17 protein-coding genes are annotated in these 23,479 nt (G+C 45.0%); 11 read left to right on the top strand and 6 right to left on the bottom strand.

The window, feature by feature from the left end:
* Positions 1–817 precede the first annotated feature (817 nt).
* From J6U00_RS02130 to metF, 3 genes are all read left to right on the top strand, one after another.
* Positions 818–1,729 carry a LysR family transcriptional regulator gene (locus J6U00_RS02130; protein WP_296578201.1) on the top strand — a complete coding sequence of 304 codons (912 nt, stop codon included), beginning with the start codon at positions 818–820 and terminating at the stop codon, positions 1,727–1,729.
* A 103-nt stretch (positions 1,730–1,832) separates the two neighbouring features.
* Positions 1,833–4,106, top strand: coding sequence for a 5-methyltetrahydropteroyltriglutamate--homocysteine S-methyltransferase (metE, locus tag J6U00_RS02125; protein ID WP_296578199.1), 2,274 nt, complete (start codon positions 1,833–1,835; stop codon positions 4,104–4,106).
* The gene (metF, locus tag J6U00_RS02120; RefSeq protein ID WP_296578196.1) at positions 4,093–4,977 is read left to right on the top strand and encodes a methylenetetrahydrofolate reductase [NAD(P)H]; all 885 of its coding nucleotides are present in this window, start codon (positions 4,093–4,095) and stop codon (positions 4,975–4,977) included. Before metE ends, metF begins: the two co-directional genes overlap by 14 nt.
* A gap of 290 nt (positions 4,978–5,267) precedes the next feature.
* Here metF and J6U00_RS02115 read toward each other — a convergent pair whose 3' ends face one another.
* The gene (locus J6U00_RS02115; RefSeq protein ID WP_296578192.1) at positions 5,268–6,485 is read right to left on the bottom strand and encodes a HAMP domain-containing sensor histidine kinase; all 1,218 of its coding nucleotides are present in this window, start codon (positions 6,483–6,485) and stop codon (positions 5,268–5,270) included.
* On the bottom strand, positions 6,479–7,156 hold the full coding sequence (locus tag J6U00_RS02110; protein ID WP_296578189.1) for a response regulator transcription factor: 678 nt from the start codon (positions 7,154–7,156) through the stop codon (positions 6,479–6,481). The genes J6U00_RS02115 and J6U00_RS02110 overlap by 7 nt, the downstream gene beginning before the upstream one ends.
* Before the next feature lie 256 nt (positions 7,157–7,412).
* Here J6U00_RS02110 and J6U00_RS02105 point away from each other — a divergent pair, with 256 nt between their 5' ends.
* From J6U00_RS02105 to J6U00_RS02080, 6 genes are all read left to right on the top strand, one after another.
* Positions 7,413–8,081 (top strand): polyphosphate polymerase domain-containing protein, encoded by a 669-nt coding sequence (locus J6U00_RS02105; protein WP_296578185.1) that lies wholly within the window; start codon positions 7,413–7,415, stop codon positions 8,079–8,081.
* A 14-nt stretch (positions 8,082–8,095) separates the two neighbouring features.
* Complete coding sequence (locus J6U00_RS02100; protein WP_296578204.1) at positions 8,096–8,767, top strand: DUF4956 domain-containing protein; 672 nt, start codon at positions 8,096–8,098, stop codon at positions 8,765–8,767.
* 12 nt (positions 8,768–8,779) lie between these two features.
* Positions 8,780–11,083 carry a CotH kinase family protein gene (locus J6U00_RS02095; RefSeq protein ID WP_296578182.1) on the top strand — a complete coding sequence of 768 codons (2,304 nt, stop codon included), beginning with the start codon at positions 8,780–8,782 and terminating at the stop codon, positions 11,081–11,083.
* A 156-nt stretch (positions 11,084–11,239) separates the two neighbouring features.
* Entirely contained in the window at positions 11,240–11,374 is a 135-nt protein-coding gene (locus J6U00_RS02090) for a hypothetical protein (protein WP_296578179.1), read from the top strand.
* A 279-nt stretch (positions 11,375–11,653) separates the two neighbouring features.
* A complete protein-coding gene (locus J6U00_RS02085; RefSeq protein ID WP_296578175.1) occupies positions 11,654–12,364 on the top strand; it encodes a response regulator transcription factor in 711 nt (236 codons plus the stop codon).
* Between the two features lie 11 nt (positions 12,365–12,375).
* Positions 12,376–14,871 (top strand): HAMP domain-containing sensor histidine kinase, encoded by a 2,496-nt coding sequence (locus J6U00_RS02080; protein ID WP_296578172.1) that lies wholly within the window; start codon positions 12,376–12,378, stop codon positions 14,869–14,871.
* Between the two features lie 69 nt (positions 14,872–14,940).
* Here J6U00_RS02080 and J6U00_RS02075 read toward each other — a convergent pair whose 3' ends face one another.
* The gene (locus tag J6U00_RS02075; protein ID WP_296578169.1) at positions 14,941–15,537 is read right to left on the bottom strand and encodes a pseudouridine synthase; all 597 of its coding nucleotides are present in this window, start codon (positions 15,535–15,537) and stop codon (positions 14,941–14,943) included.
* Positions 15,538–15,724: 187 nt separating this feature from the next.
* A complete protein-coding gene (locus J6U00_RS02070; RefSeq protein ID WP_296578166.1) occupies positions 15,725–18,439 on the bottom strand; it encodes a CotH kinase family protein in 2,715 nt (904 codons plus the stop codon).
* A gap of 527 nt (positions 18,440–18,966) precedes the next feature.
* On the opposite strand from J6U00_RS02070, the gene J6U00_RS02065 reads away from it, so the two are divergent.
* Complete coding sequence (locus J6U00_RS02065) at positions 18,967–19,950, top strand: SGNH/GDSL hydrolase family protein (protein ID WP_296578163.1); 984 nt, start codon at positions 18,967–18,969, stop codon at positions 19,948–19,950.
* Between the two features lie 65 nt (positions 19,951–20,015).
* Here the strand turns inward: J6U00_RS02065 and J6U00_RS02060 are convergent, their stop codons facing one another.
* Positions 20,016–20,393, bottom strand: coding sequence for a hypothetical protein (locus tag J6U00_RS02060; RefSeq protein ID WP_296578160.1), 378 nt, complete (start codon positions 20,391–20,393; stop codon positions 20,016–20,018).
* Positions 20,394–20,447: 54 nt separating this feature from the next.
* Positions 20,448–22,235: a BspA family leucine-rich repeat surface protein gene (locus J6U00_RS02055; protein WP_296578155.1), complete on the bottom strand. Its 1,788-nt coding sequence runs from the start codon at positions 22,233–22,235 to the stop codon at positions 20,448–20,450.
* Between the two features lie 545 nt (positions 22,236–22,780).
* Between J6U00_RS02055 and J6U00_RS02050 the strand changes: the two genes are divergently transcribed.
* The coding region (locus J6U00_RS02050) for a glycoside hydrolase family 11 protein (protein WP_296578151.1) at positions 22,781–23,479 on the top strand (699 nt) is incomplete at its 3' end.

Below are 23,479 nucleotides of genomic sequence, written 5' to 3'. Positions count from 1 at the left end.
TAACTGCCTTTGGATAAGTCTTATTAATATTAAAGCAATTGCACATATCAACCAGGTGAAAACACTTTTATCATATAATACGAAAACATGTCATTTTCCCCTGCATCAATAACGCAGCCTAAATATTCAGAGCTGCGTTATTGATACAGGGAAAAATGACCTGTTTTCGTATTATATGATAAAAGTGTTTTCACCTGGTTGATATGTGCAATTGCTTTAATATTAATAAGACTTATCCAAAGGCAGTTAAGAGAATAGAATCCTGAACTTGTTGTTGATAATCTGCTTTTCAGTAACATACTTTCTGCGGATAGAATACAGGATGCTTTAAATAAATGGAAGATTGAGAAACTTGGTGATACGTATTATCGTTTCTGTGATCTCGATGACCCCGATCTTAATCTTATTCTCAAGTCATTCAATATAAATATCCCAAGAAAATGCTTTATGATTAGCGAGGTGAAGCAGCTGAAATCACAGATTGAATTGTCACTGTAGGCCATAATTGTAATACATAATGTCACCTTATATTGTATCCCAGTCTTTAGCCAGAAAGCCTTGGAATCGCTGGTCGTGAGAGCGGCGACGCCAAGGTTTTTATCTTTTTTTCGTCAAACTCGGGTTATACCATAGTTTATCACCGATTACAATATATTTCTGTGACTTTTTACGGCGCTTCTCCTCAGACCTGACAGCTGCTGCGTGACCTGAAATGCAGGCTATACAGCGTTTAGAACCGCATAAAAGCTGTTTATACATGAAAAAGTTGCTATTTTTTAGCTCTTATGGTATAATCAGTTGACAGGAGGGAATAAAAATGACGCTACAACAGCTTAAATACATTATCGCAATAGCCGAGACTGGCTCTATTACAACTGCGGCGCAGCGCCTGTTCATAGCGCAGCCAAGCCTCTCGAAATCTGTTGCTGAACTTGAAAAGGAAATGAGGATAACCATTTTTAACCGCAGCAACAGGGGAGTATACCTCTCCGAGGACGGAACGAAATTTTTGTCTTATGCCCGGCAGATAGTAGAGCAGGCTGAGCTTCTTGAAAACGAATACAAATCCACAGTTCCGTCGAGAAGAGCCTTTGCGGTTTCATCACAGCATTACGCCTTCGTTGTCAATGCTTTTGTGGCGCTTGTAAGGGAGTACGGACGGGACAAGTTCGAGTTCTCCCTTCGTGAGTTGAAGACCGCGGAGATAATCGAGGATGTCCGCACCCGGAGGAGCGATATAGGGGTACTGTTTCTGAGTAGCTTCAACCGCGAGGTGATAAGGCATATCCTACAGAATGAGGAGATAAGGTTTGAGCCGCTTTTTACGGCAAAGCCCCACGTTTTCGTCAGCAGGAGCAATCCTCTTGTTGGCAGGAGCTCTGTTACCCTTGACGACCTGAAAGCTTTTCCGCGGCTTACCTACGATCAGGGAGTGAAGAATTCCTTCTACTTTGCAGAGGAGCTTCACATAACCGCTGAAAGTCCGAAAAATATAGTAGTATCCGATAGAGCTACACTTTTCAATCTGCTTATAGGTCTTGACGGCTATACTATCTCATCGGGTATCCTCAGTTCCGATCTCAACGGAAGCAATATCGTTTCCATTCCCCTTGAAAGCGATGAGGAAATGGAGATAGGCTATATAATCACTACCGATCGTCCCATGAACGAGCTTACTCTGCGGTATCTTGAGCATCTGAAAGAATATATCGCTAATTATTCTTCTTGATATAGCTTTTAGCTATGGAACTGCATTCTTTTTTGATATTAACACATTTCTAATCTGATATGCTATAATATGAGTACGTTAAAACATATCGGAGGAATAGGAAATGAAAACAACAATTATCGGATATCCAAGAATAGGCAATTTACGTGAACTGAAATTCGCAAGTGAAAAGTACTTCCGCGGTGAGATCATGGCTTCCGGACTTGAAAAGACAGCAAGAGAAATACGTAATTATAATTTGGAGATACAGAAGAAAAGCGGACTTGACTTTATCCCGTCAAACGATTTCTCATACTATGACGGAGTGCTTGACACGGCGTTCCTTTTAAATGCTGTACCTGAGAGGTACACCTCTCTCGGACTTTCAAAGCTTGATACTTATTTTGCGGCTGCAAGGGGCTATCAGGGCGAAAATGGCGACGTCAAGGCACTTGCCATGAAGAAGTGGTATAACACCAATTATCACTATATGGTGCCTGAGATAGAGGACAGTACTGAGATAAAGCTTGCGGGCACAAAACCCTTCGAGCTTTTCAGCGAGGCTCTTGAGGTCGGTGTAAAGACAAAGCCAGTCATAGTCGGAGCATACACGTTCTTAAAGCTTGCAAGATACAAGGGTAGCAAAATGGCAGTTGACTTTGCTGAACAGACAGCCGCTGCTTACTGTGAGATACTGAAGAAGTTCAGTAGACTCGGTGCAGAGTGGATACAGTTCGACGAGCCATCTCTTGTAAAGGATATGACGTCAGAGGATATAAAGCTTTTTGTATCACTTTACGAGAGAATACTGCCACATAAGGGTTCGGTAAAGGTCATAGTGCAGACATACTTCGGAGATGTCCGCGACTGCTATAATGAACTCTGCGGTCTTGACATTGACGGCATAGGTCTTGACTTTACCGAGGGAAAAAAGACTATTGAGCTTGTAAAGGCGAACGGTTTCCCTGAGGAAAAGACACTGTTTGCAGGTGTAGTCAACGGAAAGAATATCTGGCGCAATAATTACGCCTCAACTCTCCTTATACTTTCAGAGCTTGAAAAGCACTCACATGATATAGTTATAAATACATCCTGTTCTCTGTTACACGTTCCCTGCACTCTTGCAAACGAAACAAAACTAGAGGAGCGATACAAAAAGCATTTCGCCTATGCAGAGGAAAAGCTTGCAGAGCTTGCAGAGCTGAAGAAGATAACCGTTTCTCATAGCCCTGCAGAGACTGATGAGTACAGACGCAATTCAGCTCTTCACAGCGAGCCGAGAACAGGAGGCAATGAGGTCGTAAGGAAGAAGGTGGCAGAACTTACCGAGAAGGATTTCGTGAGACTTCCGGAGTTTACAGAACGTGAGAGAATACAGAAGGAAAGATTCAGATTGCCTCTGTTCCCGACTACCACTATCGGTTCCTTCCCTCAGACAGCAGAGGTAAAGTCAGCCCGTAACGCCCATCGCAAGGGAGAGCTGTCCGACGGCGATTACGAGTTCTTTATTGAGAAGAAGATAGCCGAGTGTATAGCATTGCAGGAGGAGATAGGTCTTGACGTGTTGGTACACGGCGAATTCGAGCGCAACGACATGGTGGAGTATTTTGGTGAGTGCCTTGACGGTTATCTCTTTACGGAAAAGGCATGGGTACAGTCCTATGGTACTCGCTGCGTAAAGCCGCCTGTCGTATGGGGAGATATATCACGAGCCAAGCCCATGACCGTAAGATGGTCTGTATACGCTCAAAGCCTTACCGACAAGCCCATGAAGGGTATGCTCACCGGCCCTGTGACTATACTCAACTGGTCTTTCCCAAGAGAGGATATATCACTCAGGGAGAGCGCTTTGCAGATAGCTCTTGCAATACGTGAAGAGGTACTCGACCTTGAAGCTAACGGTATCAGCATCATACAGGTGGACGAAGCGGCTCTCCGTGAAAAGCTGCCACTTCGTAGATCCGACTGGAGAGAGGATTACCTTGACTGGGCGATACCCGCTTTCAGATACGTTCACAGTGGCGTAAAGCCCGAAACACAGATACATACTCACATGTGCTACAGTGAGTTTGCGGACATAATCAGAGATATAGACGATATGGACGCTGACGTTATAACATTTGAGGCTTCAAGATCCGATCTTACTATACTTGACGTGCTTAAGGAAAATAACTTCCGTACTGAGGTCGGTCCGGGAGTATACGATATACATTCTCCTAGAGTTCCTTCCAAGGATGAGATAAAGACTGCTATTGAAAGAATGAGGGAGCGTATCCCAGCTGAAAAGCTGTGGGTAAATCCTGACTGCGGACTGAAAACAAGGGGCAACGAGGAGACAGTGCCAAGCCTTAAAAATCTTGTCAGCGCTGCGAAAGAGGCAAGAAATGAAAACTGCTGAATTATTTGATAACAGGACTGTATTCTCACTTGAGATCTTTCCGCCGAAGCCAGATGCTGAGGAGAGCGTGATATACGATACCCTAGAGGAGCTATCGGATATATGCCCAGATTTCATAAGTGTGACTTACGGTGCAGGCGGCGGCAGAAACGGCTGCAAGACGATACAGATAGCTTCGGATATAAAGAACAGATACGGAGTTGAGAGTGTTGCACATCTGCCATGTATAGGTCTGACAAGGAATCAGGCAGGGGAGATACTCGACAGTATGCAGGAGAATGGTATAGAGAATATCCTTGCGCTCAGAGGTGACTGTACAGATAGTCGGAAAGGATGCGGCGATTTTAGCCATGCGAGCGAGCTGATAAGCTTTATCAGGGATAACTATGACTTCAATATAATCGCTGCCTGTTACCCTGAAGTACACCCCGAGAGCGGAAGCGCAGTGGAGGATCTGAAATGGCTCAGGTACAAGGTTGACTGCGGAGTGGATCATCTTATAACCCAGCTTTTCCTCGATAACAGATATTTCTACAGTTTCATCGAGAAGACGAGAATCGCAGGTATAAATATCCCTGTGGAGGCAGGCATAATGCCTGTTACCAACAAGCGTCAGATAGAACGCATGGTGAAGCTCTGCGGCGTTGAGTTGCCGAAAAAATTTGTTCGTATACTTGAGAGGTATGAGCACAATGAAACTGCTCTTCGGGATGCTGGCATAGCCTATGCCATAGATCAGATAACTGATCTCATTGCAGATGGTGTTGACGGGATACACCTTTATACTATGAATAATCCTTACGTTGCACATAAAATATATGAAGCAGTGCAAAGCCTTGTGAAGGTAAGAGCTTGTGCTACGGAGCAGTGACAAAGTTGCGTGCTGTTATGCTTCCCTCTATAATAGAGGTGGAATGGGCACTTTTTAAAGGAAACATTGAATATTTAAAAGGATATACCTCAGGTGGCATTTATGTCAGTTTCAGAAGTATGTGTGCTATAATATGCAATAGCAAATGTCCGCAGATCTTAAAAACATAAAAAGTGCTCTTAGGTATATATTTAACATTCATTATCTTTTACCGTTCAGAAATACCATAAGGAGGCAGTCAAATTTTTGACTGCCTCCTTATGGCTTTTCCCAATGTATATTGGAATATATCATTTTTCGGCAAGGCTTACCCAGAAGGTATTGTAGCCGTTTTCGCTTTCAGCCCATATCCTTCCGCCGTGTTCGCTGATTATGCTTTCGGCTATGGAGAGACCGAGTCCGTAGCTGTGTCCGTCGTTGCGGGACGGATCCACACGATAAAAGCGCTTGAAGATATTCTCGCAGTCCGCTTTTGAAAGAGGTGATCCTTTTCCAGAAACCGACAGCAGGCAGTGCGCCGATTGGCGGCGGAGCTTTACTGTGACGGGTTGCTCCTTATCGCAGTACTTAAGGGCGTTATCAAGTAGTATCGTCACTACCTGACGTAGCTTGTCCTTGTCTCCCTCTACCCTAATGCCCTCGTCTATATCCGACGAGAGTTCCATGTCGTTTTCGTAAAACAGCGGTTCAAATGGCAACAAACAGTTGTTTATGAGCTTGCTGTAGTCGATAATCTCTTTTATCATTGCCGTCCTGTTGTTGTCAAGCCTTGCAAGCTCCAGCAGGCTTTCCACAAGTCCTCTCATGCGCTTCGTCGTTGAGAGGATATTTTTTGTAAAGCCCTCCCTGTCACTTTGGGTGTAGCTTTTATCGCTGAGCATCTCAGCATTGGTCATTATAACGGTGATAGGCGTTTTTAACTCGTGAGAGGCGTCGGCTATGAATTGCTTCTGCTCGTTCCATGTCTTTTCAACAGGTTTTGTTGCCCATTTCGCAAGAAGGAGGCTTATCACAAAGAATACCGCATAGCCTATGAGACCGGTTATTATGAAATTGCGTATTAGTCCTCTTATCATGGCTTTTTCACTTGATATATCCGCAAAGACAACAGATTCAGGGACATCTCTTGCGGACTTCATATATCTCAGATCGTACTCCGGTATCATGCCGACCTGCTTGTCACTGGATCTGACAAAATCCATAAGAGTACTTAGCATTTTATCATCTGTAAGGTCATAGTAATCGCTTCCTACGGCTTTAAATGAGCCGTCCTCCGAGACCGTCACCGTAAAAAAGGGGAGACGGATATTATCTGGTATATCGTTTGGCTTGCGCTGTTGCTGAGGAGAGAAGGGCGGACGGAACTGCATGGCGTTCATCATCTGTATGCTCTCCCTTTCGATGTTCTGTTTCGTTAGATGCATGACAATTCCGAAGGATGCACCGAAGAACAGAGTCACTATGGACATTATAACGATTACGAATTTTATTTTAAGGCGTTTCAGCATTTCCCGTCACACTCCAGATGATAGCCGAGACGGCGCACCGCCTCTATTCTTACGTCGGAGCCAATGCTCACAAGCTTTTTCCTGAGGAAACCCACGTATACCTCCACATGGTTTTCCACGGCGTTGGAGTCGTACCCCCATACTTTTGTAAGGAGGGTCTCTTTTGAGATATGATTTGTTCCGGAAGCCATGAGCATACGCATCACCTCGAATTCTCTTGCGGAAAGCCTTACGCTGTTGTCGCCACATATAAGCGAAGCTGATTCCATATCAAGCCTCGTATTCCCGAAGCCGAGCTCGTTGACCTGAGAGCCCTGACGGCGCAGAAGGGCGTTCACGCAGGCAAGGAGTTCTCTTGCGTCAAATGGCTTCGTGAGGTAATAATCCGCTCCTGAATCCAACCCATGTACCTTATCGTCTATATCCGAACGTGCTGTTAGCATGAGTATAGGCACGCTGTTGTGCTGCTGACGGATATGCTTTGCCACCTGATAGCCATTCTGTTTCGGAAGCATGATATCAAGTATGATGAGGTCGTAGATATTCAGCATTGCATACTGCTCGCCGCTTTCACCGTCGTATACTGCGTCAGCCTCGAAGCCCTTAGATTGCAGCATGAGCTTCAGCGAATCGGCAAGCACCTTTTCGTCTTCTATTATAAGTATTTTCAAGTCATTTCCCCCTTTCGGCGACTTCCAGCTATGTATCTATTATAATACATCCAATGGCTGAATTCAAGCTGAAAATAACGCTTTTATTCATCGTTTCACAGAATTTTCACTTTTGTATAACTAGGCCTTCACCTGTTTTCAGCATCAATTCAGCAATCAAAGGTATAATTCAAATATAGGACAAAGCGCACGCGGACTGACGTTCCCTTCATAACGGCCCGTGTGCGTACCTATGACAAAGAAAAGAGGTGAAACTATGGATTTCAGACACGAGATCAAACACGAGATCAATTATTCCGATATGCTTATAATCAGGCACAGACTCAGCACAGTCGCTTATCCAGATCCGCACACCATTGACGGAAAATACTTTATCCGCAGCCTTTACTTCGATAATATCGCGGACAAAGCCCTTATGGAAAAAATAAACGGCATGAGCCGGCGTGAGAAATTTCGCATCAGGTACTACAACGGAGATACTTCCGTTATTCATCTTGAAAAGAAAAGCAAGATAGATCGTCTTGGAAGCAAGCTTAGCGCTCCGCTCACAGCGCAGCAGGCACAGAGCATAGTTGACGGTGATACGGAGTGGATGCTGGATTCGAAATACCCACTTGTAAGAGAGATGTATTCCAAAATGCAGACACAGGGCATAGCTCCCAAAACTATCGTTGACTATACAAGAGAACCATTCATATATCCTGCTGGCAATGTGAGGGTGACTTTGGATTATAATGTCCGTAGCGGAATGCGCTGCACGGACTTTCTAGATCCTGACTGCGTGACAGTACCAGTCTCGGACGCGATTATACTTGAGGTCAAATGGGACGGTTTCCTTCCTGATATAATCAGGGACGCCGTGGCTCTCGCAGACAGGCGCGAGGGTGCGTTTTCAAAATATGCAGCCTGTCGTATTTACGGATAAAACACAAAGGAGTTATTGAAATGAAAGAGCTTTTAAAGTCAAATTTTCTTGATAATATCACAAGCGTGAGCATACTGGATATGGCTGTTGCCCTTATCCTTGCATTCGGACTGGGAATATTCATATTCCTCGTATATAAGAAGACCTACTCAGGAGTTATGTACTCGTCAAGCTTCGGCACCACTCTCGTGGCACTTACTATGATAACGACTGTCGTTATCCTTGCAGTCACAAGTAATGTCGTTCTTTCACTTGGTATGGTGGGCGCGCTCTCTATCGTCCGTTTCCGTACAGCTATAAAGGAACCCCTGGATATCGCCTTCCTGTTCTGGTCAATCGCGGTAGGTATCGTGCTTGCGGCAGGAATGATACCTCTTGCTATCATTGGCAGTGTTATCATCGGTGTTATCCTTCTCGTATTTGTAAACATGAAGTCTGGCAGCAATCCTTATATAGTAGTTGTACGTTGCGATGGTCATGAAAGTGAAAAGAAGGCTAAGTCCTTCCTTGACAGCAAGACCGATAGATGCGTCGTAAAGAGTAAGACCGCACAGAAGGGCTCTGTTGAGCTCAATATGGAGATAAGACTCAAGGAGGACAATACTGATTTTGTTAATGCCCTTGCAGATATCGAGGGCGTGAGCAGCGCTGTTCTCGTAAGCTACAACGGCGATTATATGGGATAAGGGTGTGGTAGTATGTCAGCACGTAAAGGCATAGACAGGATATGTGTGCTTATCGTTGCAGCGACTGTCATCATCGGTCTTATCTTCTGCAACGGAAGCGCCTTCGGCATAGGAACGGTGGCAAGAGGCATAGGCTATGAGAACCGCCTCTTCGATCAGTCAAAGGTCCACACATTCGAAATCGTCATCGACGACTGGGACGAATTCCTTTCGACCTGCGAGGAAGAGGTTTATACCAACTGCAATGTCGTCATTGACGGCGAACTCATACGAAATGTCGGTATCAGAGGAAAGGGAAATACTTCCCTCAGTTCTGTGAAGAATATGAACAGCAGCCGCTACAGCTTCAAGATAGAATTCGATCAGTACGACAATACAAAAAGCTATCACGGACTCGATAAGCTCTGCCTTAACAATATCATACAGGACAATACCTACATGAAGGATTATATCGCATATACCCTTATGAATGATTTCGGAGTTGATTCTCCGTTGTGCAGCTATGCGTATATCACTGTTAACGGCGAGGACTGGGGCCTGTATCTTGCGGTGGAGGCTGTAGAGGAATCCTTCCTTGAAAGGAATTACGGCAGCAATTTCGGCGAGCTCTACAAGCCAGACAGTTTGAGTTTCGGCGGCGGAGGCCCCGGCAAAGGCAAAGACTTTAGTATGGGGAATTTTTTTAATACAGAGAGCTCAGATAAAAATAACAGCAGCTCTAACAGCAAGGACACAGAGGCTTTCGTAAGCGACAGCAGACAGAAAAGAGGAAGTAGAAGCGGAGCCTCCGGCGCCCGTAAAAACGCTCCAAATGACTTCAATCCCTTAGACTCCTCAAATGGCGGAAGCGGTATGCCTGATTTTGAAAACGGTGAAATGCCGCAGTTCGATCCAGGAAATATGCCTGAGGACTTCGATCCGTCAGAGATGTTCGGAGAAAATATGCCGAGTTTCGGAGGCGGTGAGATGCCTCAGTTCGGCGGTGTAAGCGCTTCCGGAGGATCCAAGCCTTCAGCTTCGTCAAAGGGCGACAGCAGCAGGACGGATACCGGCAGCGAAATGACAACTCAGTCAGAAGGCGGAAAAGCTCCTTCAGGCTTTGACCCTTCAGAGATGTTCGGTGGAGATATGCCAAGCTTTGGAGGCGGAGAAATGCCTCAGTTCGACGGTGAAAACGGAAAGGGCGGCTTCGGTGGTTTCGGTATGGGCAGCGACGACGTAAAGCTCAAATATACTGACGACGATTTCGACAGCTACTCCAATATCTTCAACAATGCAAAGACCACTGTGAATACAGCTGATAAAAAGAGACTGATTCGTTCGCTAAAGGCTCTTCTCGAGCAGAGCGATATCGAAAATACAGTGAATGTGGAGGAGGTAATCAGATACTTTGTGGTACACGATTTTCTCTGTAACGGCGATAGCTACACCGGTCAGATGATACACAACTATTATCTGTACGAAGAAGACGGTCAGCTCTCAATGATCCCTTGGGACTACAACCTTGCTTACGGTTCCTTCATGGGCGGTGATGCTTCCTCATCTGTTAATTCTCCTATTGACAATCCTGTCTCTGGAGATATGAGCGACCGTCCCATGGTTTCATGGATATTTGACAATGAAGAGTACACCGAGATGTATCATCAGTACTATAGCGAATTCATGGAGAGCATCGACCTTGATTCACTTATATCCGATACAGCTGAGATGATAGATGAATACGTTCAGAAGGATACTACAAAGTTCTGTACTTATGAAGAGTTCCAGACAGGCGTTGAAGCTATCAGTAAATTCTGTCAGCTCCGAGCAGAAAGCGTGGAGGGACAGCTTGACGGTACTATTCCCTCGACAACAGAGGGTCAGAATGCAGATTCTTCTTCACTTATAAGCACCGACGGACTTAACACGTCCGATATGGGCTCAATGGGCGGCGGATTCGGCGGCGGAAACAGTCGTAAGGGTTTTGAGAAAAGTAAAAGCGGCGACGAAAGCGCGGATGCGGATCAGGTTTCTGCCGTAACGCCCGAATTCAGCTCTGAAGGCGGTGATTTCCCTAGCTTCGGCGGCAATATGCCTGAGGGCTTTGATCCCTCGGAGATGTTCGGCGGTCAGATGCCTGACGGCATTACTCCTCCTGGCGGACAGGAGAGCAGTGCAGACAGCTCAGAAGATAAAAGCAGTAGACCTCAGATGGGAAGCTTCCCTTCAATGGGCGCCGGTCAGGAAACTGACCATACTACTGCGTATATACTTCTTGGAGTGTCAGCTCTTATTCTACTTGCAGGCGTTGTAGCTGCAGCAAAATTCAAAAGATAATCTCTTCCAGTAAATATTTTCGGGAAGCGTCATGTTTACAGCATGGCGCTTTTTCTGTTCATAATGCTGTGAAAAAAAGAAGCATCCCCTGCTTGACATATCTCGAGATAAATGATAATATAAGTATAAATCATGGTTTAGCAGGGAGACTTTGTTATGAAGGAAATATATCGCAGTTGCGGGTTACTCAAAAAGTGCAGATCGTTGCTAGGAAGGAACGCTAAGGAAAACAGCAGCGACAACAAAAAAAACAGAAGGAAAAACAGGCGCAGGTTCCAGAGGTGGTTCTGAAGCGGTATAGATGCGGAACTGTGTGTTTGTTCGGACGGTAAACAGAACATTACTTCAAAAAGAGCTCTGAAAAAGTAAGAGAAGCTATTAGTCAGCTCCCATTTCAGAGCTCTTTTTGAAGTCATACTGGAGATACCAATACCGTCTGAATAAATCTTAAGAAAATCATAAGAATTATATCAGCTTAATAATAAGATTCAGTAGATATAATATTGACAGAAGAAAGGCACAGCGGTAAAATAATAACATATAACGCTTTGTCTCTGAAAGGAAATTATCATGATAAATATCGAAAATTCTTCTATTCTTGTGGTGGATGACGACCACGACATCGTTAACGCTATAGCCGCTCTGCTCTCCCGGGAGGGCTACAGAGTATACAAAGCGTACAATGGGCTCGAGGCGATAGATTCTCTCATGCAGAACGATATACAGCTCATACTCATAGATGTTATGATGCCGAAGCTGGACGGTCTTTCGGCTATGATGAAAATACGCGCAACGAAAAACATACCAATAATCGTGCTTTCCGCAAAGTCGGAGGACAGCGATAAGATACTCGGTCTTTCCATGGGGGCGGACGACTACATAACCAAGCCTTACAATCCTATGGAGCTGGTGGCAAGGGTGCAGTCGAACCTTAGACGGTACCTCAGTCTCGGAGCGGCTGAGGGCTTGAAGAAGGAGAATGTGCTGAGACTCGGCGGACTTGTTCTTGACCGGGAAGGAAAACAGCTTTCTGTTGATGGATCTCCCGTAAAGCTCACAGCGACCGAGTATAAGATAACAGAGCTACTCATGCTTAATGCAGGACGTATATTCTCCGCAGAGGAGATATACTCCCGTGTGTGGAACGACGAGTCCTATTCGGTAGAGAATACAGTAATGGTGCATATTCGTCACATAAGAGAAAAAATAGAGATAAACCCTAGCGATCCGCGCTACCTAAAGGTAGTGTGGGGCATAGGGTACAAAATGGAGAAACAATAGGAGTGATCTGAATGATCTTGAAAAAACGCATAAGCCGCATAATTGCATTTATATTATCATGCGCCCTTATCGGTGTGTGTGCATTTCAGGGTGCCTTCATAATAAACGAAAACATATCTGCGTCCAGTGAAAGGCAGCAGCGTGATGACGTTATCGGAAGCTACAGCTATTCCGATAAGCTTTACAGCTTTTACGACAGGCTGTGGGCTCTGAGCAGCATATATCTGAGGTATACTGACAAGAACGGAAAATACACAGGCTCAGAGTTTTTTCAGAAGTCCGTGAAGAAAGCTTTGTTCGATCTCGGACTTATGGATGAGAAGGGAAAGCTGATACTTGATGTTCCGGAAGGTTTTGATTATTATGCAAGCTGCGGAGACAATGTGCTGACCAATACGAAAAGCGCTCCTGCAGAGCTTGCCGGCGATTACTCAGTAGAGTATGTCAATGGAAAACAACATAATTTTCCGATGATGGTATATTATCATTATACCAATGAGCATTCATGGTATACCACAAATTACGGCATGACTTACATATATACCAACGGTTATCTGCCTAAGAATGCAGTCGTTCTCTACGACTTTGATACGGAAGGTCTTGACAGCTACAGAGATGACAACGGCGTACAGGTATACTACAAGACTGACGGAACAACTCCCGTGCCGGACAAGATGAGATATGATAACAATCCGAACATTGAAGCTTCAAGGGCTAACCGTGAGGCTCTAGAGCAGTCTGACTACGACAGGGACAGCGTATATTATGTACTTCCAGAGGAAAGATTAGATGGACATGATGAGATTAGCGTATCAGTAGAAGGACATACTGTTGAAAATGTCCGGGATATGTCAGATGTAACAGATACAAATGCTTATATGTTCTTCGATGAGAACAGTCGAAGCTGGTATAAAGTCAATAAGAGCGAATTTCAGAGATACGACGGCGATAACAGCGATATAACTATATATATCAAGCCGACTGACGAGCTCATAGCCGAGTATGAGCAATATAATGCAGCCCGTGAGAAACTGGAAAATGATTCTGTCCACAGAATGATGCGACTTTTACCTGTTGGCATCGCTGGCTGTATCATCGCTTTGATTCTGCTGTTTTGCTGCGGCTACAGTGTTGAGAAGAAAAGATTCGTGCTCTCATCACCGGACTATATATTTGCAGAGCTCCCCATAGTACTTATAATAGGCTCACTTGCTGCAGTTTGCGCTTTCTGCGAATCGGGCGCATGGGATATGACCAATGAATTTAAAAGGTACTACAACTTTGATATGGCGGGCATCATCGAGGGCAGCGGTATGATGGTGCTTTACGCAATATGTCTTGGCTCCCTCATAACCATTGTTACACGCCTTAAGTGCAGGAGTTTCTGGAGGACTACCCTTGTTGGACGTATCCTCTCCTTCATATACAGAAGATTCATAAAGAAGACGGTTTCATACATTAAAAATAAACACGATTCACACAGTAAGAAGCATCTGGAAAAACTTGCTCTCAGCAAGGATATATTCCTCAGAAGATTTATTATCCGGACTATCGCTGCACTGGCAGTTGGGTTCTTGATGACTGTAATAGCGATAAGTGCACGTGAGGCTGAGATAGCTGTATTTGGTTCCATACCATTGATAATACTGTATGGGGTATTCAGCATACGCGACTACAAGGAGATAGCAGGAGTTGCAAAACAGATATCTGATATGAACGGCGGAGACTACTCACCGCGTACCGTTCCCGAAAAGTCACCTGCCTATGGTATGACAAACAACCTAAATAATATCTCTGACGGTATACGCACAGCAGTTGACAGGCAGGTGCAGTCGGAGCGTATGAAGGTGGAGCTCGTCACAAACGTCTCACATGATTTGAAAACGCCTCTAACTTCTATAATAAGCTATATAGATTTGCTTTCAAATGAGGATATGAGCTCTGCTGCAAAGGATTATGTATCAATAATCAGTCAGAAGTCCGAGCGGCTTAAAATAATGGTATCAGACCTCTTCGACCTTGCAAAGGCCGCAAGTCGTACAGACGTGAACAGCGAAAATATAGACGCTGTTATACTCACACAGCAGGTGTTAGGAGATATGGCTGACAGAATAGCACAGTCCGGCATGGAGGTGCGCACTGATATAAAGGCACAGGCGGCTCCTATAATGGCAGAAGGAAAGAAGCTTTACCGCGTATTTCAGAACCTTATTGACAACGCGCTAAAATATTCAATGGCAGGAACAAGGATATATGTTTCTCTTGAAAACAGCGGCGGATATACTGACATTTCTGTGAAAAATATCTCCGCTGAGGAGATGGACTTTACTCCCGAGGAGATAACGGAGCGTTTTGCTCGTGGAGACAGATCGCGTACAACAGAGGGCAATGGTCTCGGACTTTCTATAGCCAAGAGCTTTACCGAAGCCTGTGGCGGTCAGTTTGAAATAATCATTGACGGTGATATGTTCACCGCTCATGTGAAGCTTCCGCTCATAGAAAAGTAAAGGCAGTGTAGGAAAGAAAGATAATATATAAAACAGGGACTATAAGCATTACGCTTATAATCCCTGTTTTTATTCATCTTTTAGCAGTCTGACTTCATCATGTGTCAGTATACGGTATTCACCCTGTTTGAGGGAAGCGTCAAGCCGAAGTCCTCCTATACTGTCACGGCGGAGATAGAATATTCTGCATCCTACAGCTTCGAGCATACGCTTAACTTCATGCTTTTTGCCCTCGTATATGGTCAGTGAGGCTGAAAACGCCGGCCCCTCAGGATTTTTCATATAGCGTTCCCGGCGATCCTCAGGCATGAACTTTTCCAGCTCGCCTATACGGTATTCTCTTTCAATGCGGAATACAGCTTCCTTTGTTGTAAAGCCGGCCAGAGGTATGCCACCTTCTAGTTGTCTTATCTTTTCGTCTGTGATTTTTCCGATAGCGTAAAAAAAATAAGTCTTGCTGATATGCTTTTTCGGCTGCATTATCCTGAGGTCAAGACTTCCGTCGTTGGTAAGCAGCAGAAGTCCGCAGGTATCTTTGTCAAGCCTTCCCACTGGGTGGAGTTTTTCTGCGAGCTCCTTTGGGAAGCATTCCATAACCGTATGGTGAACTGCGTCAGTGCATGCGGTAACGCAACCCTGCGGTTTGTTGAGCATATAGTAAAGCATTTTTGCCTCCCCAATGGATAATAGTTTCAATGTATTAATATTATATCATTGTAATGGCAGCATTTCAAGACTTAATACAGCGAAAGAATAAAAGTACTGCATATTTTGCATAGTTAATATAAACGCTCCCTCATATCAGTCAATGGGGGAGCGTCAGTATAATATTATTCAAATGTTATGGTACAGATCAGGGATTGATCTGACCGAGAAGTTCCCTTCTCATGCTTATAAGGTCATACACGTCTATCACGCCATCACTGCACATATCAGCTGCCTGCCAGTCTGAAAGCTCTATGCTCCTGTCGGCTGTAAGCCATTTCTGGAGAAGCACAAGATCAACAACGTTGAACTTACCGTCTGCATTGGCATCGCCGCGTACATCTGTAGTATATACTGCCTCTACAGTCGCGTCTGATTCAAGCCTGAAGCTGATAGTCGGAGAAGTCTTGTCACCATCTGTTATGATTGCGCCGTTTATCTTCCAGTGAGAGAAGGTACGTCCTTCCTCTGGTACTGCGGTGATCGTCATAGTGTAGTCGGAGTGGTATTTTCCACTCCACGCCTCAGTTTTACCTAGGTCAAGAGTATTGAGGAGTATGCTTCCGTTATCAGCAATATTGGAAACTGAAAGCTTGTATGGTTCAGAGGAAAGACTAAGAGCCGATCTTGTAGTGCGCTCTGCATAAGAATAGCGCTGAGAGTAGAAGTTAAGGACTGTTGACATGGAACTCTCGAATCTGTTTTCGCCGCTGCCGCCAGAAAGGCTTCCTGAATAGAAGCGTGCAAAGGTGTCGAGTACCTGCTGCTTGAAGCTGTTCTTGTAGCCGTTGATGACTTCCTTTGTTCTTTCGGTGGTAAAGTTGTAATTTGCAAGATCCATCATAGTTCTTGCAAAGCCCTGCTTGAACTCGTCGTTCTTGAGAAGTGCGGTGAACATTTTTGCGAAGCTGCTGCTCGATGATCTTAAGCGACTGTAGCTGTCTGCGGAGAAGGACTTGTCATAGCTGCCGTAAAGTCCCTGACCTGATTCAGTGTCGAAGAGAATCATTCTCCACTTTCCGTCAGCGTAAGGATTCGTCTCGTCTAAAGCGTCGGAGCGCCATACAGCCCAGTTGCGCTGCGGCCAGTCTCCGTTAGCCCAGTATATTTGAGCTGCAAAATAGTCCATATATCCCTGTACATCGACCTTGCTGCAAAATTCCTCATAGGATATACTTCCGTTTGCAACGCCGTTGCAAAGGTTATTCCAGTCGCTAAGGTCCTCGTCTGTTCCGTCCTCCAGCTCTCCATTCTTTATCATTGCGATATCGCTTTTCTTGACTCCGTAATGGGAATTGAGATAGCCCTTGTCAATCTTCTCGAGTATCTGATAGATGCCCCAGAATTCGCCGTCGATAAATACTATGCACTCAGAAGTAGCCTGATGTGCAAAGGCTCTGTCGGCGATGAGATCCTGATTAATGCTGTCACGGAAGAAGGCGTAGTTATTGTCGTTTCCGCCGTTTCTGAGAACAATGCCATCATACTTCTTTATAGCCTTACCGTTTTTAGCCTTTACAGCCTCTCCAGAGAAGAAATCGTAGTCGAACTCGGCTGTGCCGTATTCTTCACGTGTGTATACATTAAAGCTCTTCTGTGGAAGACTTCTAGAATAGTTGCCCTTTATACGGATACCTACATTCTGTTCGAGTACCATTTCACCGTTCTCGAACATTGTGAAGCTTGCCATGCGCTCCCACTCTCTGCCGCGCATAGTGTAGTTTGCAGGGAGCTCCCATGCATTTGCGCCGGCTCTCTTAGGTTCTGCCCTTTCGCCGGGTTCTCTGCCCTGCTCTGGACCATTCTCCTCCTTAGGTTTTTCCTCTTCTTTCGGACGATCCTCCTCCTTTGGATGATCCTCTTCCTTTGGCTTTTCTTCCTCCTGCTTGCCGCCATAAGCTTGTCCGAGACAGTATATTCCAGTCTCGTAGTCGAAGAGATTGTCTGGATCGGTAACGAGGGATACGACTTTCATTTCCTTGTAGTATCCAGAGTTTGTAGTGCCTATGAAGTAGGTCTTTGTGACGGGCTCGCTTATGCGTCCCTCACTGTCTATCGAAACTGCGCGTATAATAGCGGCTTTATCAACAGTGCTACGTGGAGCCTCGGCTTTGCCAGGTACTATATCTGTACGTGCGCTAAGGCGATTTTCGGTATTTGACATATCTTCAACGGTTATGGGACCTGTGTATACCTCGGATTCTGCAGTGGGATCGCTTCCGTCTGTTGTGTAGTATACAGTGCAGCCCTCCTCGGCTGACAGTGTAAGAGCAAAGCTGCTGTCATAGAAGCCGCTCTCTTGTGAGAAAACAGGCTGACGGACAGCTGCAGAGCCCTCGGGAGCTATATTTGCTGATCCCGGAGTACAGCTGAGGGTATAAAACTCGCCGCTGCCGTCGGGATACTGTCCGCAGGAAGTATTTTCCGCAAGCGACTCAAAGGTAAGAGTATCAGCGGTACTGCCGTTCGGGTCCGTGAGAGATATCGTCTCGCCTGAGGTCGAGATACCGAAGGGTGCTATTTTGGTATCGGTGAGAGCTGCATCGCTATCGCAGAAAACTATCAGTCTTTCACCTGCTTTTATAGATGTTCCCTCGGGAAATACGTAGAGATAAGGCTTCTTTTCACTGTCTGAAAGTCCCCAGCCGGAGATATCGGCGTCTGAAGAGCCACTGTTATAGAGTTCAATCCAGTCGTAGAAATTTCCGTCGTATGCTTGATACTCGGTGTTCTTGGCACATACCTCATTGACTGTCACGCTGCTTTTGCTTTCGGCACTGGCAGGGATATACATGGCATTTTGCATTATCATGCCAAGGCATAGTACTCCCACTGTAGCCTTACGCTTAAAAGTTTTTTTCATGTTTTCCTCCTATATTTAATATTTTTTCATTTATCACGGAATGAACGTGCCTGCTTCCGTGACGTTTAAAGTGTTTGCCAGCTTCGCAGGCGCTCTGTCTATTTTTATTGGCGCAGCTTGTTCTGACAATGTGACAATTCTGAAAACAGGAGCATATCCCATGCGGCCATGAACGCAGTTTTCAGCTCTGCCATTTTCCCCGTACATTTCACTTTGACTTGTTGTGATGCTCGGTCCCTTAGTTTTATGAAAGGATCTGAGCGCCCCGAAGTATTTTCAGGGTAAATACCGCCTGATGGCGGTTATTTATTACACACCTATTATAACATATAAAATAGTGCTTTTCAACTTAATTATTGCGGATATGGTGGACAAATCACCTTATTTAGTGAAAAATCATGCCACTTTTGCTTCATTGCAGCTTCAAAGGGAAGAAATATTGACATTAATGGTGAAAAATGATAGAATATAGTAATCAAAATGCGAGTATATTGTTATATGATATGATTTCAAGGATGTGAGATGTTATGATACTGAAAAAGATAGCGGCAGTAATTGTAGCCTCGCTGGCGCTCGGTCTTTCAGCCTGTTCCATGACGGAGATACCAGCAAGAGAGGTCGTACATAATATTGAGGTGCCGCCGAAAATGCTGTTCCTGGGAGATTCCATAGCAGCAGGCTACGGTCTTGACGGGTATACATCTGAGGATAATTACAGCTGCCGTTCATACGCGAATACTCTAAGAGAGAGGTATGAAGAGGAAATAGGCAGTGAATGCGGTCACACTATGGTAAATAGAGCCGTATCCGGATATACCTCTTTCGATCTCATAGAGCAGATAAGGAGCGGCGAGCTTGACAGTGACCTCGGTTCTTGCGACGCGGTGGTGGTATCTATAGGCGGAAACGATCTGCTTGATATTATGCTGGAGCTTATGAAGAATATGGGTATAACCGAAAAGGGTTCCTTTGAATCCGATAGCTTCGACCTGTTTAGTGCTGCTGGCTCGCTGTTCAGCATAAGAGGAGATATAGACAGTGCCCTTGAAAGGTTTGAAGAGAACATGAGAACTATTGCAGAAGAGCTGCTAAAAAGGACAGAAGGAACAGTCTACATACAGACTCTTTACGATCCGCTGGAATATTTCAGCCGATTCAGTATAGTGACTGATTTTTCTGCCGAGAAGATAGGCAAGTTGAACCGTATAATTTCCGAAAATTCTTCCATAGGCTATAAGGTTATAGATGTTGCCGCTGACTTTAAGGGAAAAGCTGGAGAGCTTACTAATATAAGTAGCTATGATATACACCCTAACGCCAAGGGACATGAAATTATAGCCGGAGATGTTGACGCGGCTTTCCGCGCTACAGGATTCGCGTATGTCACTACAGAATACGGAGAGGAGAGGCTTACAGCCGAAGGAAAAAAGACGGTGAGAATAGGCATAGCAGGGGCTTCTGCAATTGCGCTGTTTGCCTTGATAGGGATCTGTTTAAAAAAGAAGAACTGACAGGTATATCATAAACGCCGCATGATTAAGTACTATGTGTACTTAACCATGCGGCGATTTTATCTTTAGTCAAGAGCTACGACAGGTAGCTCGATAGCTTCGTGGGTCTCTTCTTCTGCGACTTCGGTGGCAGGAGCCTCCGGAGCGATTGTCTGACCGCTGTTGTATGAGTTCTCGTTAACTGTCTGTGCCTGCTCGGAGACAGGTTCGGATACAGCTTCGGGAGCTGTATTTTCCTTCGGGGCTTCATTGCTGTCAGTTTCTGTATCAACTGGAGCTTCCGGTTGAGCAGCTTCGTAGGACTGTTCTGTATCGCTCTGTATAGGAGTCTCAGGTGAACTGTTCCAGTTTTCGGTACCGGGACCTGTACCTGTGGTTTCGATATTGCAACCTGTAAGTAATGACATACACGCAAAGATTGCGGCTATACTGATTTTTTTCATATCATTTCTCCTTATTTCAATAATTGTTCTTATGTTATTGTCCACTCTTTCTTACTAAGCCCTGCCGGCGTATTTCAAAGCGGCATTGCTGTACCAGTAAAGGGAGAGAGCCATATTTTTCAGTTCGTCGGACTGTATACTGTCCTCACTGAGAACAGTGGATACATAGTCCATGGGACTGTAGCGGAAGGACAATTCCTCACTGCCCTTTGTTACCGTAACAGTTGCAGCGTCCTCAAGTGAAGCCGCATTGATATTGTCACGATCGATGTAGTAATAGTCCGAATCCTCATACTGTACAGGCTTGGCAGTGGAACCGCTCAAAGTAAAGGTATAATCTGATATATTTCCACCTGCAAGCTTAAAATAATGTCTCTGAGAAGTTCCTGATCTGAGGAGGAGAGAGGAGCCGTGGTATGCAAGACCGCTGATGGGGTCAGGCTGTGTAAAGACAGTAGTATAGCTGAAGGGAGAGCCGGTATAGAATATCCCCTCGTCAACAGGCGAGGATTCATTATAGCCGAACAGCCTCTGTGCATTGCCGCAGTAGGTGAGGAGAGCCTTTACAAGCTCCTGTTCCTTCGGGTATGTTTCAGGATATGCAAGTATGATATCCGCATAATCCTTTACGGAGAGGCTCTTTATATCAGCTGCCTGACCGTCGATGTAAAGTGCGGCTTTTATTTTGTCGCCGGTGTTTTTGGCGGCTACATGGCAGGTTACACTGCTGCCGCTGAGGGAGAGCGCCTGTCCGTTTTCGGAGCAGTTACCCTCAAAAACTATGTATGCGCTGCTTTTCTGCTCATCGGTGAGGTCACCAGAAAAGCTGACGAAGTAGTTAAGTCCGATAGTTCCGTCAAGAATAAGACTTGCACCGGATATGATGTTCTCCTTCATGCCTCGGTGCTGAAGGAAAATTTCTTTTCCTCCAATATCTGCGGAGGCGAAGAAACTATTGCCACTTATGCAGGTATTCGGATCGTTTGCGTCTGCCCAGCCCTTTCCGCTGTTGTCGAGGCGCATATCCTCGTTCAGGCTACCGAAGCCGCTGCCCAGCTTTAACGACCTTAGACCGGATGCACCGCTGAACATCGAAGCCTTACTGTCTTCGGATAGCTCTGCTGTTTCAAAACCGCTGAGATCGAGAGAAATGAGATTCTCACAGTCGGCGAACATAAACTGAACACTTTTCGCTCTGTATGTAAGGAATCCGGAGGTATCGATCTTCCGCAGATTCTTGCAGCCGTAGAACATATTTGCAAACGACTCAGTTTTTCTTGTATCGAAGCCGCTTACGTCGGCTTCCGTAAGATTCGGACACGACATGAACATAGCCGTCATCTGAATGGTATTTGAGGTGTCAAAGTTGCCTATATCCACCTTTTCAAGAGCGGTGCAGTTTGAAAACATTCCTGCCATATCTGTAACAGCACTTGTATTCCAGCCGCTGAGGTCGAGCTCCTTCACTGATGAGCAACCATAGAACATAGCGGACATATTGTGTACATTGCTCGTGTCGGCGTTTTTTAGATCAAAAGTTGTGCATCCGGTCATTGTGGAGAAAAGCCCTGCGGAGTATCCCGGAAACACGGTACCGACTTCTGCAACGACCTTTTTTACTGCCGATGCATCAACCTCGCTGGTAAATTCGTCCCTGTTCACCTCACCTTTGAGTGTAAGGGTACCGCTAGATGCGTCGAAGGAAACTGTATCTGCTGCTGCGTCCGCACAGAGCCTGTTCGACTGAACAGAGGTGATACAGGGGCTAACAGCAATATTGTCTGCTATGACAGTTGCTGCAAATAATAATGCAACTGTTTTTCTGAACGTTCTTCTTTTCATATTTTTCCTCCAGCATATTAAAAGTCAATTTTTCAGTTGCTGAGTATTCATTAATTAAGGCTTTTAATAAATATAACAGTCTTATTCTATCATATATAAACAGAGAAAACAAGTCGCAGATTGCACAATAAATACTAACAGGTTGAGGATGAGTGGGGTTCGTATAAAGAAAACAGTATAAGTTATGTCTGCTGCATTTTATGTTTTATTCAGCTGTGAGATAGGTAACTGTCAAAGCGTGATTTTGGTAAAATCATGCTATAATTGTAAAAATAATGTGATGATTTTTTGTGCTTAGAGGCTGTGCATTTATTGTGCAGAATTCAAGTGTATACGTTGTTTTTGCCGATTCTTAGCCAAATACATTCTGTATAAAACCGCAATAATTGGTCAGAAGGCACAGCCTTCACAATAATTGGCTTGTTTTAACTATTGGTAATATATTACAATTTATTTACAGATATAACGAGCTCGTAACAGGGGATTATTTTATCAACAAAAGCACACTAATACCAAAACACTATTTATTCAGAGGAGTGATTGAAGTGAAGCTGAAAAGATTTCAGAAGATCATCGGTGGTACGATCTCTGCAATGGTAATTGCAGCGAGCATACCTGTTGTAGCTTCTGCTGCTGACCAGCAGGACAGAGGCAATATCGGTGGTTATGACTATGAAATGTGGAACCAGAACGGTCAGGGACAGGTATCTATGAATCCCGGTGCAGGTTCTTTCACCTGCTCTTGGAGCAACATTGAGAACTTCCTTGCACGTATGGGCAAGAATTATGATAGCCAAAAACAGAACTACAAGGCATTAGGAGACATCGTACTTACCTACGATGTAGAATATACACCAAGAGGAAATTCGTATATGTGCGTATACGGTTGGACAAGAAATCCTCTCGTGGAGTATTATATCGTTGAAGGCTGGGGCGACTGGCGTCCACCCGGAAACGACGGAGAGAACAAGGGTACTGTAACACTTAACGGAAATACTTATGATATCCGCAAGTCTATGCGTTACAATCAGCCTTCTCTCGATGGTACAGCAACATTCCCGCAGTACTGGAGCGTTCGCCAGTCAAGCGGTTCAGCTAATAATCAGACTAACTACATGAAGGGAACTATCGACGTATCAAAGCACTTCGACGCTTGGTCGCAGGCTGGTCTTGATATGTCCGGTACTCTTTATGAGGTATCCCTCAACATCGAAGGCTACAGATCAAACGGTTCAGCTAATGTT

The organism is Ruminococcus sp. (assembly GCF_017650195.1).
Taxonomy (GTDB): domain Bacteria; phylum Bacillota; class Clostridia; order Oscillospirales; family Ruminococcaceae; genus Ruminococcus.
Note: the sequence above shows the minus strand (reverse complement) of the source record. Positions and strands in the feature narration are given on the sequence as shown.